This window comes from Bradyrhizobium sp. USDA 4452, from assembly GCF_054063575.1.
The window spans coordinates 2,920,449-2,934,728 of sequence record NZ_JBSSGK010000001.1 but is presented as its reverse complement, the minus strand read 5'-3'; the positions used below and the strand labels follow the sequence as shown (position 1 = coordinate 2,934,728).

The following is a 14,280-nucleotide window of genomic DNA, read 5'->3' as shown; positions in this document are numbered from 1 at the left end:
AACTTTGCCTATTCAAGGGGCATGCTGGTTTGGAATCAAGCAGCATTCTCTATAGATTTGGCGGCCGAAATCACGATGATTGTTTGAAGATGCCGCTCCTGACCATCCATCACAAGACAGTTTATCGCTATGTGCGCCCGGTGGCGTTCGGCGAACACCGCATCATGCTGCGACCCCGCGACGGCCATGATCTGCGCGTGCTCGACAGCGCACTTGTGATCGACCCCCAGCCGATGTCGCTGCGCTGGATCCACGACGTGTTCGGCAACAGCGTGGCGATCGCCACCTTTGACGAGCGCGCCGACACGCTGTCCTTTGTCTCGACCGCGACGGTGGAGCACAATGCGGCCGATACGTTCGCGCTGACGCCGGACGATGCCGCCTATTTCTATCCGTTCCTCTACGACGATGAGGAATTCCCCGATCTGCAGCAGTTCATCACGCCGCAATATGGCGATCCGAACGGCGAACTGTCCGCCTGGGCGCGGCGCTTCCTCGATGTCGAGGCGCCGACGCTGACGTTCAAGATACTCAGCGACATGACCCATGGCATTCGCGAGGCGTTCAGCTACCGCAAGCGGTACGAGCAGGGCACCCAGCATCCGCTCGATACGCTGCGGACGAAGTCCGGCACCTGCCGTGACTACGCGCTGTTCATGATCGAGGCGCTGCGCCGGCTCGGCATCGCCGCGCGCTTCGTCTCCGGCTATCTCGCGATGCCGCCCGGCAGCGCGCATGGCTATGTCGGCGGCGGCTCGACCCACGCCTGGGTGCAGGTCTATCTGCCGAGCGCGGGCTGGATCGAGTTCGACCCGACCAACGGCATCGTCGGCACGCGCGATCTGATCCGCGTGGCGGTGGCGCGCGATCCGCGCCAGGCGATCCCGCTGCATGGCGTCTATCTCGGCGCCGCGGATGCCTATCTCGCCATGGATGTCGACATCAAGGTGGTCTCGGTGGGTGAGAGCGCTGCGGAGCGGGAGACGGCCTGACGATGCTGATCAAGGTCGGCTTCGAAATCACCTACACGGCGCCGCAGCCGACCCCGATGGTGATCATGTTGTCGATCCATCCGTCGCGCTACGCCGACATCGTCGGCACCGAGCGCATTTCGGCCGAGCCCGATGTTCCGATCGGCCTCTATCGCGACGGTTTCGGCAATGTCTGCGGGCGTCTGGTTGCGCCAGCTGGTGGCGTCACCTTCCATGGCAGCGCGCTGGTGCGGGATTCCGGATTGCCTGACATCGTCAATCCGGCGGCGCAGCAGGTTCCGATCGAGCAACTGCCCGACGAGATGCTGCTCTATCTGATGCCAAGCCGCTATTGCGAGACCGACAAGCTGACGGACATCGCCTGGTCGCTGTTCGGCAACACGCAGCCCGGGTGGGCACGGGTGCAGGCGATCACCGATTTCGTGCATCACCATGTGACGTTCGGCTACCAGCACGCCCATCACATGAAGTCGGCGCACGACGTGTACGGAAGCGGCACCGGCGTCTGCCGCGACTTCGCGCATCTGGCGCTAACCTTCTGCCGCTGCATGGGGATTCCGGCGCGCTACTGCACCGGCTATCTCGGCGACATCGGCGTGCCGCGCGATCCGGCGCCGATGGATTTTTCCGGCTGGTTCGAGGTCTATCTGTCGGGCCAGTGGTACACCTTCGATGCCCGCCACAACACGCCGCGGATCGGCCGCATCCTGATGGCGACCGGCCGCGACGCCGCCGACGTCGCGCTCACCACGAGCTTCGGCCGCATGACGCTGACCAAGTTCGTCGTGGTGACCGATGAGGTGGAGGCGGCTTGATTCTTTTCGCCCATTCCGTCATTCCGGGCTCGCGGCTTCGCCGCGCCCCGGAATGACAGGTTGGCCATGACCTCCGATCTTCTCTTCGTCTACGGCACGCTGATGCGCGGCTTCGATCATCCGATGGCGAAGTTGCTTGCCGGCAATGCCGAATTCCTCGGGCCGGCGCAGTGCCGCGGCCGGCTCTATCTGGTGAAGCATTATCCCGGCCTCGTCGTGTCGGACGATCCCGCCGACATCGTGCACGGCGAACTGTTCCGCCTGCGCGAGCGCGAAGCGATGTTGCGCGAATTCGACATGTACGAAGCCTGTGGCGAAGGCTTTCCGCCGCCGACCGAATATGTCCGCGAGATGCTCAACGTCACGCGCGCCGACGGCAGCGTGAGCGAGGCCTGGACCTATCTCTACAACTGGCCGGTCGCCGAGCTGCCGCGGATCGCATCAGGAAAATTCCTCGAGCATTGATTGCTTCAAATTTCCCGCTCGACGCGGATGTCGACCTCGCGCTCGACATAGCTCCATTCCTCGGTCGCGCGCAGCATGGCGACCAGCTCGTCGAACAGGGCGACGTGCTCAGGCGCGAATTCGAACCAGGTCAGAAAGTCGAAGGGCATGCCGAGGTCGCGGGCGTGAAACAGCTGGCGGGCGATGGCGGGGAGGAATTTCAGGGTGCCGGCGATGTGGTGCGACTTGTCCTCGAAGATCTCGCGGCGCTCCGGCTGCGTCAGCTCCCACCAGGCCGCGGATTTCCGGATCGGGATCAGGGCCGCATGCGTTGCCTCGCTGCGGCCGAGCCCGGCCTGCACGGCGGCAAGCTTCTCGCGTTCGTCCTTGTCGGTGTAGCGCAGATAGCTGGCGACGCCGGCGAGCCGCCAGGAGGTCTGCGCCGGCAACAGCGGCAGCGCGATCGACTCGCTGGTCACTACCGACAGCGCCGCAACCTTCGGCAGCGTCTCGCCCTTCACCCGCGTGATGGACGTGACCAGCCAGCCGCCGCTTCGCCCGCCTCTGAATGTCGTGAACATGGCCTATCCAATCCCGGAAGCGCGGATGGGGCAAGCGCGCTGCGCGGCCTCTCCACTGTCATTCCGGGGCAGCCCGAAGGGCTGAGCCCTGGATCCATTCCTCCGCCTGCTCTGCGGGCCGATGGAGTCCGGGCTCGATGCTTCGCATCGCACCGGGGAGTGACGAGGGGTGTGGATAGCGGGAGCAGGCGGATAAACTTGATACGCTGAGGCCCGCCTCACTATATCGATGACCGATTCGTTCCGAGCCCGAGCCACATGCGTTTCACGCCCGAATTCCTCGATGAGCTGCGCGCCCGGCTGCCGGTCTCGGAAGTCGTGGGCCGGCGCGTCAAGCTCAAGAAGGCCGGGCGGGAGTGGAAGGGGCTGTCGCCGTTCCAGCAGGAGAAGACGCCGTCCTTCTTCGTCAACGATCAGAAGCAGGCTTGGTTCGACTTCTCGTCCGGGCTGAATGGCAACATCTTCGACTTCCTGATGAAGACCGAGGGCGTGACTTTCCCCGAGGCGGTGGAACGCCTCGCCGCGATGGCGGGTGTCCCGCTGCCGGCCGTGACGCCCGATGCGGCGCGGCACGAGCAGCATCGCCGCACCCTGCACGACGTGATGGAACTGGCGACCAAGTTCTTTGCCGACACGCTGGCCTCGCGGGGGGGCGCCAAGGCGCGCGGCTATCTCGCCGACCGCGGCATCTCGCCGGCGACCCAGCTCCAGTTCCGGATGGGCTATGCGCCGCCGGATCGTTTTGCGCTGAAGGAGCATCTCGGCGCGCAGGGCATCTCGACCGAGGACATGGTGGAGGCGGGGCTCTTGGTGTCCGGCGAGGACAAGCCGGTGCCGTTCGATCGCTTCCGCGACCGCGTCATGTTCCCGATCACGGACGCCCGCGGCCGCGTCATCGCTTTCGGCGGCCGGGCGCTGGAGAAGGACGTTCCGGCGAAGTACCTGAATTCGCCGGAAACCCCGCTGTTTCACAAGGGCGACAATCTCTACAATCTGTTCACCGCGCGCCAGGCCGCGCATGACGGTGCGCAGTTGATTGTCGTCGAGGGCTATGTCGACGTCATCGCGATGGTCACCTCTGGCTTCCCCGGCGCCGTCGCGCCGCTCGGCACCGCGCTGACCGAGAACCAGCTGGCGATGCTCTGGAAGATGGTGGACGAGCCGATCCTCTGCTTCGACGGCGACCGCGCCGGGCGGAAGGCGGCCTATCGCGCCGCCGACCTTGCCTTGCCCCAGCTCAAGCCGGGAAAGAGCCTGCGCATTGCGTTGCTGCCGGAAGGGCAGGACCCGGACGATCTCGCCCGCTCCGGTGGCCGCGGCGCGATCGAGGAGGTGATCTCGGCGGCGCGTCCGCTCGCCGACATGATTTGGTCGCGCGAGATCGAGGGCGGCAATTTCGACACGCCCGAGCGCCGTGCTGCGCTCGAGGCGCGCATCGGCGAACTCACCAATGGCATCCGCGACGAGGTGGTGCGCCGCTATTACCGGCAGGACCTGCAGGAGCGGCTGCAACGCAACTTTGCCCCGGAGGGCGGCCGCGGCGGTTACGGCCGCGGCGGCTACGGCGACAGGGGCAATTTCGGCGGTGGTCGCGGCGGCGAATCACCGCGCCAGTTTACGCCCCGGGGACCTACCCAGGGTGGCCGGTTCAGCGCCAAGGGCGGCGGCTCCCCCGGGATTTTACGGGGTCCCTATCAGGCTGCCAGCCCCCAGCTTGCCAACAGCCCGATCATGCGCGGCCAGCGCAGCGCGATCTCTCGCCGCGAGGCGCTGATCCTGCAATCGCTGATCAATCATCCCTGGCTGCTGCACGATCATCTCGAGGAGGTCGCAGCCCTCGAGCTTGCCCACCCCGAGGCCCACAAGCTCCGGGCCGCCATCATCGCCGCCTTTGCCCACGATCATCACCACTCTCCGGATGCCGAGGAGCAGGCCGAGAAGATGCGCGCCGACCTTGAAGCCGGCGGATTATCGCAGATTCTTCAAAGGGTTGAACGGGTGATCACAACCCAGGCGGTGTGGGGGGCGCAGATCGGTGCCGCGCGCGAGGATGTTTTATCAACCTGGCGTCAACTCGTTGCCTTGCATCAGAAAACCCACGCCTTACTTAGGGAAAGAAAAGATGCGGAAGCGGCCTTGGCTGAAGACTCCAGCGAGGCCAATCTGGCATGGTTGCAGGATATCCAGGCCCGGATGGCAGAAGCCGACGGGACCGAAGCCCTGATTGAAGGGTTCGGCGAATTATCGGGCCGGTTCCAGCGTAATGTCTGATAACAAAAATGCTGCGGACGGCGCTCGCCAAACCCGCAAAAAGACTCGCCAAATCCATGGTTTGGCTGCAAAAACAGGGTTAAGCGAAACTTAATAGCCTCGCGGCTATTGCAGATTGGAAACCGTCGAGACGGATGACAGGGGTGGCGAGATTTTGCGCCGCCCTTTGTGCGTCGAGAGAGTAAATCTAGATTTCGTGCGGATGCGCGTGCGTGGCGCCATTCTGCATGACCGCGTTTCGGGAGCTTAGTGAATGGCCACCAAGGCAAAGACGCTGCAGGTTAAGGACAAGGAAAAGGACGACAAGACAGCGGATGCTCCTGAGAAGGATGCCGCTGACGCGCCGTCGCCGTTGCTCGACCTGTCGGATGCCGCGGTGAAGAAGATGATCAAGCAGGCCAAGAAGCGCGGCTTCGTGACCTTCGATCAGCTCAACGAAGTGCTGCCTTCCGACACGACCTCGCCCGAACAGATCGAAGACATCATGTCGATGCTCTCGGACATGGGCATCAACGTCACCGAGGCCGACGATAGCGAAGGCGAGGACGAGAAGGACGACGGCGACGACGAGACCGACAACGAACTCGTCGAGGTCACGCAGAAGGCCGTCACCGAGGTCAAGAAATCGGAGCCGGGCGAGCGCACCGACGATCCCGTGCGCATGTATCTGCGCGAGATGGGCACGGTCGAGCTGCTGTCGCGCGAGGGCGAAATCGCCATTGCAAAGCGCATCGAGGCCGGCCGCGAGGCGATGATCGCGGGCCTCTGCGAAAGCCCCCTGACCTTCCAGGCCATCATCATCTGGCGCGACGAGCTCAACGAAGGCAAGATCTTCCTTCGCGACATCATCGATCTCGAGGCCACCTATGCAGGGCCCGAGTCGAAGGGCGGCATCAATCCGAACCTGATCGGCAACAATGCCGGCGAGGGCGCTGCCGCTGAGGCCAACGGCGCGGATGCCGCCGCGCCGGCCCATGTCGCGCCGCCTGCCGCGCCGCCGTCGCCGACCCCGTTCCGCGCCGCGCCCGCCGGTGGCGAAGCCGGCGTCGAGGAGAAGGATCCGGCCGAAGCCGCCGCCGAGTCCGACATGGACGACGACGAGTTCGAGAACCAGATGTCGCTCGCCGCCATCGAGGCCGAGCTGAAGCCGAAAGTGGTCGAGACCTTCGACAAGATCGCATCCGAGTACAAGAAGCTGCGCCGCCTGCAGGAGCAGGACATCGCCAACCAGCTGCAGAGCGAGTCGCTGTCGCCCTCGCAGGAGCGCAAGTACAAGAAGCTGAAGGACGAGATCATCGTCGAGGTGAAGTCGCTGCGCCTCAACCAGGCTCGCATCGATTCACTCGTCGAGCAGCTCTACGACATCAACAAGAAGCTGGTCTCGTTCGAAGGCCGCCTGCTGCGCCTCGGCGACAGCCACGGCGTCGCGCGCGAGGACTTCCTGCGCAACTACCAGGGCTCCGAGCTCGATCCGCGCTGGCTCAACCGCGTCTCCAAGCTGTCGGCCAAGGGCTGGAAGAACTTCGTTCATCACGAGAAGGATCGCATCAAGGACCTGCGCCACGAGATCCAGTCGCTGGCGGCGCTGACCGGGCTTGAGATCGGCGAATTCCGCAAGATCGTGCACGGCGTGCAGAAGGGCGAGCGCGAGGCCCGTCAGGCCAAGAAGGAGATGGTGGAAGCCAACCTCCGTCTCGTGATCTCGATCGCCAAGAAGTACACCAACCGCGGCCTGCAGTTCCTCGACCTGATCCAGGAAGGCAATATCGGCCTGATGAAGGCGGTCGACAAGTTCGAGTATCGCCGCGGCTACAAGTTCTCGACCTACGCCACCTGGTGGATCCGGCAGGCGATCACCCGTTCGATCGCCGACCAGGCCCGCACCATCCGCATCCCCGTGCACATGATCGAGACGATCAACAAGATCGTTCGCACCTCGCGCCAGATGCTGAACGAGATCGGCCGCGAGCCGACCCCGGAAGAGCTCGCCGAGAAGCTCGGCATGCCCTTGGAGAAGGTCCGCAAGGTCCTCAAGATCGCCAAGGAGCCGCTGTCGCTCGAGACGCCGGTGGGTGACGAAGAGGATTCGCATCTCGGTGATTTCATCGAGGACAAGAACGCGATCCTGCCGATCGATGCGGCGATCCAGTCGAACCTGCGCGAGACCACCACGCGCGTGCTGGCCTCGCTCACCCCGCGTGAAGAGCGCGTGCTGCGCATGCGCTTCGGCATCGGCATGAACACCGACCACACGCTGGAAGAAGTCGGCCAGCAGTTCTCGGTCACCCGCGAGCGCATCCGCCAGATCGAAGCCAAGGCGCTGCGCAAGCTGAAGCACCCGTCAAGGTCGCGCAAGCTGCGGAGCTTTTTGGATAACTAGGCTCTTGGCGGAGGCGAACAAAGGGGCCTGCTCTGGACAAGTCAGGGACGACCGTCCGAGCTTTGTCGAGGGGCAAGCATGAGGAGGCGCGCGGACGGGAGGTTGCAGGCATTCTTGAATGCGCACGCGCCGGTGCAAACGCTGTTGCCCTTCGTTCATATTACGCGTGCCTACAGCTTCGACGAAATGTTGGTGACCGAGCGGCTTGAGCCGGTCAAGGGCGATGACAATTTTGAGGAACCGCTAATATATTTGTTTTACGGGCGACCAGCCTACCGAGCGAAACGCGGAAACAACGCGAGGCTGGAGTTTGAATGGCCGGTGGTCCTCCTGTTCGATCCTGAGAAGATACAGAACGTTCTGCGCATTTACCCATTCGATACTGGGGCGTTCTTTCTCAAATTCTACGAGGAATTCTTTGATCCACTAGCAAAGGTCGACGACTTTGCCCTGAATCCCTCTCTTGCAGGTATTAGTCAGTTTGTTGGAGCGTTCTATACGGGCAACAAAGAGTACTTCGATGGTGGCAGTCGAAAGAACGTTCAAATCGAAACTAGACAGTTCGAGGCGCAGGGCCTTCTCGAGTTAGCCCGGCTACCGGGCGTCCAAGGGGCCAAATCCAGCCGGCGCGAACGAGATGAGCGGTCCTCCGCAATAGAAGTGCAAGTGTCGAAAGCGATTCCCTTTCGCGACACGTTGCTCGGAGTTGTGTTGCCCGAGCCCTATCTTGACGACGACGAGATCAAGAAGGCGCTAGCCTATTGGGGCGTCAAGGAAATCGAGACTTATGGAACGCTACACAACACCAGTGGTGACGTTTGGGTCGGACAAGTGTACCAGACTGTCCGGAAGCTCTATGAGCGGCTAAAGCTCTTCAAATGACGCGCCGCTTTGAACCCGTGCAAGACTTGGTGGCGCTGAATGTTTCGACGGCGTGTTTGGTAGGGTAGCTGTCCTTGCCCCGCCCGATGAACTGGTTGAGCTACTTCATAACTTGGCGCAACGCTATCCAAGCAATTCCCGCATCTCGAAGCTTTTGGCATTGACATATTTCGAAATAGGAGAGGTAGCCCAATCAGTTTCGATCTATAAGTCCATCGTAGAGCAGTTCCCGCGCGACCTTGATGCGCAGTTTCAGCTTGCCGACGTGTATTTGAAGACTTCAAATCTTGATTCTGCATTACGCTTGTACGAGAATCTTGTAGATCGGGCGCCTCGAAAGAGGAAATATAGGAAGGCCTTGATTTCTACGTTGCGCGCAGTTGGTAGGCGTGAGGAGGCCGAGAGATATTTATAGCACAACGGCCCGCTATTGAGCTAAGCGACGCCGAGGTCAAGCTTTGCGATCTAACCGCTGCGAGCCGTGCTATTTCTCGACTGATCGATGTCGACCGTAACGATTTACCATTGGCTCCGCTTCGTGGGTGTGTCTTCAGCCAGACGCTGCAGGCGGCTGTGTGTTCATACCATCCGCCCCGCTACTTCTTCTTCGCGCCGACGCGCTCGATGGTCTTGATTTCGAGCGGCGGGCGGCCGCCCTTTTCGGCGATCTCGCGGTCCTGCTCGCGCAGGAAGGCGCGCACCGGCTCGTCGCCGTCCAGCCCGCCCAGCAGCTCCGACGGCACGCGGCGGTTGGAGCGCTGCGAGCCGTCTTCATAGAAGACGTTGAAAAAGGCGAATTCGCCTTTGGGATTGGTCCCGGGTTTTTTCGGCATGCGCGGCTTGTCCCCGATCAGGCCGCCGCTGTCAAAGCAAATCGGCTGCGTACCCGCGCCGGTCTGCCCTGCGCAATCCTGCGGCGAAGGCTCTTGCGATGCGATCGGACGTAATCTGGCGACGTGTCAGGATGACAACGGCCTGCGAGATGTCCACCGTTCTCTTGCGTCCGGTGTCCGCCTCAGCCCTCGAACAGCACGAACGCCGCCCACACGCTGGCGTCCCTGGCGCCCGCGACCTTGCCGTCGCGCGCATCACGCCTCGTCTGGCGCAGCGCGTCCGAATAGGTCAGGCCCTCTGCGAGGTGCTCATAGAAGCGCACGGTGAAGTTCGCGGTGCCCTCGTCGGCGACCGGCCACAGTGTCAGCAGCGCGCGGCGGGCGCCGGCGATGCCGAGCGCGGTCGGCAGGCCGCGCAGGCCGCTGACGAAACTCTCGTCGCCGCGGCCGGTCTCGCAGGCCGAGAGCACCAAGAGATCAAGTCCCGAGAGGTCCCAGTCCATCACCTCGAAGGCATAGAGATAGCCGTCCTTGTCGTCGCGCAGCGGAAACCTGCTGTCGCCTGCGCCGGACAGCACGATGCCGCTCTGCCAGAGCGTATCGAGGCCGGACGCCGTGCTGTCGTGATAGAAGCCGTGGGTTGCCAGATGCGCGATGCGCGCCTTGCCGATCGCCTCGCGCAGTGCGGCTTCGCTGACGCCGCGCCCGGTCAGCATCTCGACCGGCGCGCCGCGCGCGCGGGCGAGTTTTGCGATCGCCTCGATCTCGGTCTTCGTGCCGGGCAGCGGCATCGGCCCCGGCTGGCCGTATTCGATGCCGCCGGCGAGCAGCATCGCGCCCGTGCGATCGAGCTTTTCGCGCGCATGGATCGCGATCAGCGCGTCGGGGCTGGTCAGCATCCGGATCGTGGCGCGATCCTCCTGCAGGCCGCCGTCGGCGCCAGGCAGAAGCGAGAACGGCACGGCAAACAGGAAGCCGTCCGGCACGACATAGAGCGTGGTCTTGTCCTTCAGCAAAGGCTCCAGCGGCGCTAGCAGCCGTGCGTGGAGGTTCTGGAAGCGGCCTTTGCTGTCGAGCGCCCTGTCGTCGGGCGTCTTGTTGCCTGCTGCCTTGGTGTCTGGATTCGGCGCGACGGCTTGCGTCGCACGCAGCCGCGCGATCTCGGTGCGCACGCCGGTGTCGACCATCCGGCCGGGATCGCCGAGATCGACCACGCGGGGCTCGCCCGTTGCGGTCTCGACGATGGCGTAGAGCACGGTTGCGGACAGCGGCTCCTTCGATTGCCGATCCGCCTTCCATTGTCGCGTGATGAAATAGTTGATGACGGCCTCGTCAGGCGCGAGCAGCTGTGACGGACGGATCGCCTCTTGCGGCAGCTTCGCGCCGATCGCGTCGAGCCGCTTGTTCAGCGCCTTCTCGGCCGCGTCCTGCCGCTGCCACACCGATCGTGCCCAGTCGTCGATATTGCCCGACGAGAACAGCTCCTGCTTCTCGCCGTTGAGCCGCAGCGCGGCGCGCAGCAGCGCCGCGGTCTCCTCGTCCTTATCAGCCATTTGCGTCTCGAGTTGGCGCAGCGCGGTGGCATCGCCGCCGCCGAGCGTCTTCCAGCGCAGCACCGCGGCGGCAAAGGCCGGCTGTGCCACCGACGATCCGGCCCCGGTGGCGAAGCGGCCGAACGCGAACAGCAAATGGTCGGCGTGGGCCCGGATCGCCTCCGCGACGGCACGATCGCCCGATGTGCCGACCTCGCGCTTCATCCAGTCGAACATCTCGCGATCGAGGGCGGTGAAGCTCTGCACGGCGTGGTTCGGATCGGTCGCGATCAATGCGACCGCGATACCGAGCTTGATCTCGAAGCTGAGCGGATGCTGCGCGGTGAAGGCGCGGGTCGAAATCGAAAGCGCGGTCTGGCGTAGCCGCATGCCCGCATCAGGCTCGCCGCGCCGCTCGCGCTGGCCCGCGGCCAGCACCGCGGCCTTGATGCGCAGGAAATCCGCAAAGTTCTCCTCGTTGGCGACGATCGCCTCCAGCCGTGCCAGGTCGGCCGGCGATATCGCAGCATCGCCTGCGGCGAGCATGTCGGTGTAGAACAGCCAGGCGTCGGCCTGCCCGGCGAAGCTCGGATCCTTCGGCGCGAGCACAGTCGCGATCGCGCGATGCCGGCGGAAATAGCGGCGGGCGTCGTCGAATCGGCCGAGATTGAGGAAATCCTGTCCGGCGTTGTTGACCGTCACCAGCGTGTTGAGATGGTTCTCGCCATAGTGCTTGGCGCGCTTCTCGATCGCGAACAGGTCGAGCTCGAGCGCCTTCGCCGGCGCGCCGATCTCGCGCAGCATGTCGGCATAATTGTTGGCGAGCTTCCAGGTGGTGCGATGGTCGGGCCCCAGCGCCTTCTCCGAGCGTTCGAAATTGTGCCGGCCCAGATTCGTTGCCGACGCTGCCGAGCCGTTGGCCGAGAGCGCGACCGCGAGCTTGTCGTTGGCGATCAGCGATTCCTCGGAGCCCTCGCCCCAATAGGCGTTGAAGGCCGCGATCGCCTTCATGTAGAGCGGCACGGCCTCCGCGATCCTGGCGTGGTCGGATACGAGGATCGCGTACATCAGGAGGACATCGGCATTGCCGGGCGGCGATTGCGCCGCCGCCTTGCCCTGGAACGCGCGCACGAACAGCTTCTCGGCGAGATCGTCGCGCTTGACCGCGCGCAGCGCGGCGGTCGCGTCGAAATACTGCTCCATGACGAACTGCGCGTCGTCGAGCTTGTCTGCCGCATCCAGTGCGGCAAGCAGCTGTGCATAGCCCGTGTCGATCTTGCCACCGCGGGTCAGCGCGACGGCGTTCTTGATCTGCGCGGTGACCACCTGCGCGCCGCCGGCGCCTTGCGCCGGCGCACGCCTCGCGGAGAAATTCTGCGCGACTGCAGCGTCGACCGGTCCGATCAGAACGGTGACGAATGCGAGGATGATACTGAGCGATGCGGTCCTGCGCGCGTGAGCAAAACCCCCGGTGATCTTCATCAGTAACACATCCTCATCGTGCAGTCCGTCGTCGGATCGCGTTCCCCGCACCTGACGGCGTCGTCGCAACAGGCTCGCGACGCTTTAGCGGTGCGCCTTTGCATGAACAAGACAGGGCGGCCGGTTCTGCGCGTGGCGCGGAACCGACGAGCCGAATTCGTGTTTCTTGGTCGCAGCCGATGCCTCTGGCGTTCACGCATCGCATCCCCGAATTGTGCCCGTGCCATGTGCCGCGGGATGCCGTCGGCCGCCGCTTGCGTGCCACCGGCATGGTCGAGCCATCAGATGATGTTACCGCCGGCATGCCGGCTGGCTGTGCCGTTCGTGTTGCGCAGGGGCTCAAGAGCCGCGGCCTGCCCGCAAGCCGTCGCCACTTTCCCGGCGACCGCCTTTCGCTTCCGAATGGAACCGCGCGCGGGCCGAAGGCGAAAATGAATTCTGACCATCGTCACTTGCGCCACCCCGTCCGATTCGCGTATGAGGCGCATCCTTCCTGTTCTGCAACTAACCCTTTCGATTGAGGGCGCCCTGCCGATGTCCAACGCCACCCTCGACGCCAACAAGGCGCTCGTGCTTGCGCATTACGACGCCGTGACCAACCGTCTCGATCCCGATGCGATCCGCGTGCAGCTGGCGTCCGACTTCTTCGATCATGCCCTGGGCAAGCGGATGAGTGCGGAGGAGGTGATCGCGCATGCGGCCGCGATGCACGAGACCTTCGCCGATCTGTCGGCGGTGGCGGAATGCCTGGTGGCCGAGCGCGACATCGTCGCCGGCCGTTTCGTCTGGCGCGGCCGGCACCGCAGCCCGTGGCGCGGCATTGCGCCGACCGGCCGCCACGTCGAGTTCCGCGGCATGACGTTCTGGCGGATTCACGACGGCAAGATCTCCGAGCGTTGGGCCGAGATCGATTTTGTCGACCTGGAGCGGCAGCTCAAGGACTGAGCTCCGGCAAACTCCCTGTCCTGTTACGAGACACGGTGGTCCGTTCGACCGGGACGGATCGTTGACGAGCGCTGCCTGCGTTGGCGATTTCACGTCGCGGTCGCCTTGACCAAAGGTTGTTGTCTGATAAAAATAATCCTTTGGATTGCTTGATGATATTTGGCCGCGGGCATGGATTTGCCCGTGTCCGAGGATGTTTGCGATGGCCATATTGGAAACGATTGCGAATCGCCAGGCGCAGTGGTCCGAGACCGCCAACCACCTGAAATCGACCATCGATCGGGCGCGCTGGTCGGTGTTCGCCCTATCGTCGCTCGGCGCGGTGCTGGCCGCGGTGGCGAGCCAGTTGCCGGACAACACGGCCGCGCCGCGCAGCACGGTTGCGATCGCAGGCGCCGTGAGCCTTGCGCTCGCGACTTTCTTCACGCAGCGTCTGCTCGGGACCGACCGGATCTCGGCCTGGGTGCGCGTGCGCGCGATCTCGGAGCGCCTGAAGCGGGAGGCCTATCGCTTTGCGGCGGGCGCAGCGCCTTACAACGATCCGGCCAAGGCCGATGCGCTGCTCGACGAGGAAGGGCGCAAGATCGAGGCCGATGGCGAGGATCTGCTGCCGCAGCTGGTGCGCACCGCGACGCAGGGGGCGTTGCCGCGCCAGAGCCTGCAACACGAGCAATACATCAAGCAGCGCGTGCAGGGCCACATCGACTGGTTCACCAAAAGGGCTGGCAGCAATCAGGCGGTCGTCGTGCGGCTGCGGCGCATCGAATTCGCGCTCGCCGCGCTGGCAACCCTGCTGACCGCGGTTGCCGGCGTGGCAGCCAAGCCCGTGATCGCGGGTGTTCCGTTCGACACAGTCGCCTTCACCGCGGTGCTGACCACGCTCGGCGGCGCGGTGCTCGCCCACATCGAGGCCGCGCGCTACGATTTCCTGGTCACGACCTTTCGCGCGACGGCGCGGCGGCTCGAGGACTGCACCAATCGGCCGCGGCCGTCATGGTCGGACTTCGTCAACGAATGCGAGAACATTCTGGCGACCGAGAACATGTCCTGGATCGCCAAGTTCACCGGCAAGCCTGAGGCGACGTCGAGTCCGTGAGGGCCCGGCGCGCGGTCTAGGCAAAAT

General features: G+C 64.1%; 12 protein-coding genes. 9 read left to right on the top strand and 3 right to left on the bottom strand.

Annotated elements, in window-relative coordinates; all coding sequences use genetic code 11:
* Positions 1-89 precede the first annotated feature (89 nt).
* The 3 genes from ACVISU_RS14085 (at position 90) to ACVISU_RS14075 (ending at position 2,272) form a co-directional block, all read left to right on the top strand.
* The gene (locus ACVISU_RS14085) at positions 90-992 is read left to right on the top strand and encodes a transglutaminase family protein (RefSeq protein WP_050402793.1); all 903 of its coding nucleotides are present in this window, start codon (positions 90-92) and stop codon (positions 990-992) included.
* Positions 993-994: 2 nt separating this feature from the next.
* Positions 995-1,807 (top strand): transglutaminase-like domain-containing protein, encoded by an 813-nt coding sequence (locus ACVISU_RS14080; RefSeq protein WP_050402691.1) that lies wholly within the window; start codon positions 995-997, stop codon positions 1,805-1,807.
* 66 nt (positions 1,808-1,873) lie between these two features.
* Positions 1,874-2,272 carry a gamma-glutamylcyclotransferase family protein gene (locus tag ACVISU_RS14075; RefSeq protein WP_456707335.1) on the top strand — a complete coding sequence of 133 codons (399 nt, stop codon included), beginning with the start codon at positions 1,874-1,876 and terminating at the stop codon, positions 2,270-2,272.
* Positions 2,273-2,277: 5 nt separating this feature from the next.
* Here ACVISU_RS14075 and ACVISU_RS14070 read toward each other — a convergent pair whose 3' ends face one another.
* The gene (locus tag ACVISU_RS14070) at positions 2,278-2,832 is read right to left on the bottom strand and encodes a chlorite dismutase family protein (protein ID WP_050402689.1); all 555 of its coding nucleotides are present in this window, start codon (positions 2,830-2,832) and stop codon (positions 2,278-2,280) included.
* Positions 2,833-3,090: 258 nt separating this feature from the next.
* Between ACVISU_RS14070 and dnaG the strand changes: the two genes are divergently transcribed.
* The 4 genes from dnaG to ACVISU_RS14050 all read left to right on the top strand — a co-directional run bounded on the left by dnaG (position 3,091) and on the right by ACVISU_RS14050 (position 8,780).
* The gene (gene dnaG / locus ACVISU_RS14065; RefSeq protein WP_456707334.1) at positions 3,091-5,103 is read left to right on the top strand and encodes a DNA primase; all 2,013 of its coding nucleotides are present in this window, start codon (positions 3,091-3,093) and stop codon (positions 5,101-5,103) included.
* A gap of 253 nt (positions 5,104-5,356) precedes the next feature.
* Positions 5,357-7,483 (top strand): RNA polymerase sigma factor RpoD, encoded by a 2,127-nt coding sequence (gene rpoD, locus ACVISU_RS14060; RefSeq protein WP_456707333.1) that lies wholly within the window; start codon positions 5,357-5,359, stop codon positions 7,481-7,483.
* 102 nt (positions 7,484-7,585) lie between these two features.
* On the top strand, positions 7,586-8,365 hold the full coding sequence (locus tag ACVISU_RS14055; protein ID WP_456707332.1) for a hypothetical protein: 780 nt from the start codon (positions 7,586-7,588) through the stop codon (positions 8,363-8,365).
* Positions 8,366-8,417: 52 nt separating this feature from the next.
* A complete protein-coding gene (locus ACVISU_RS14050; RefSeq protein WP_456707331.1) occupies positions 8,418-8,780 on the top strand; it encodes a tetratricopeptide repeat protein in 363 nt (120 codons plus the stop codon).
* A gap of 181 nt (positions 8,781-8,961) precedes the next feature.
* Here ACVISU_RS14050 and ACVISU_RS14045 read toward each other — a convergent pair whose 3' ends face one another.
* Both ACVISU_RS14045 and ACVISU_RS14040 read right to left on the bottom strand, forming a co-directional pair.
* Positions 8,962-9,198, bottom strand: a complete 237-nt coding sequence (locus ACVISU_RS14045) for a hypothetical protein (RefSeq protein ID WP_024581032.1) — start codon at positions 9,196-9,198, stop codon at positions 8,962-8,964.
* A 182-nt stretch (positions 9,199-9,380) separates the two neighbouring features.
* The gene (locus tag ACVISU_RS14040; RefSeq protein WP_456707330.1) at positions 9,381-12,212 is read right to left on the bottom strand and encodes a CHAT domain-containing protein; all 2,832 of its coding nucleotides are present in this window, start codon (positions 12,210-12,212) and stop codon (positions 9,381-9,383) included.
* 534 nt (positions 12,213-12,746) lie between these two features.
* On the opposite strand from ACVISU_RS14040, the gene ACVISU_RS14035 reads away from it, so the two are divergent.
* Positions 12,747-13,157, top strand: coding sequence for an ester cyclase (locus tag ACVISU_RS14035; RefSeq protein WP_050402684.1), 411 nt, complete (start codon positions 12,747-12,749; stop codon positions 13,155-13,157).
* Between the two features lie 202 nt (positions 13,158-13,359).
* Entirely contained in the window at positions 13,360-14,253 is an 894-nt protein-coding gene (locus tag ACVISU_RS14030; protein ID WP_172803528.1) for a DUF4231 domain-containing protein, read from the top strand.
* Positions 14,254-14,280: the final 27 nt, after the last annotated feature.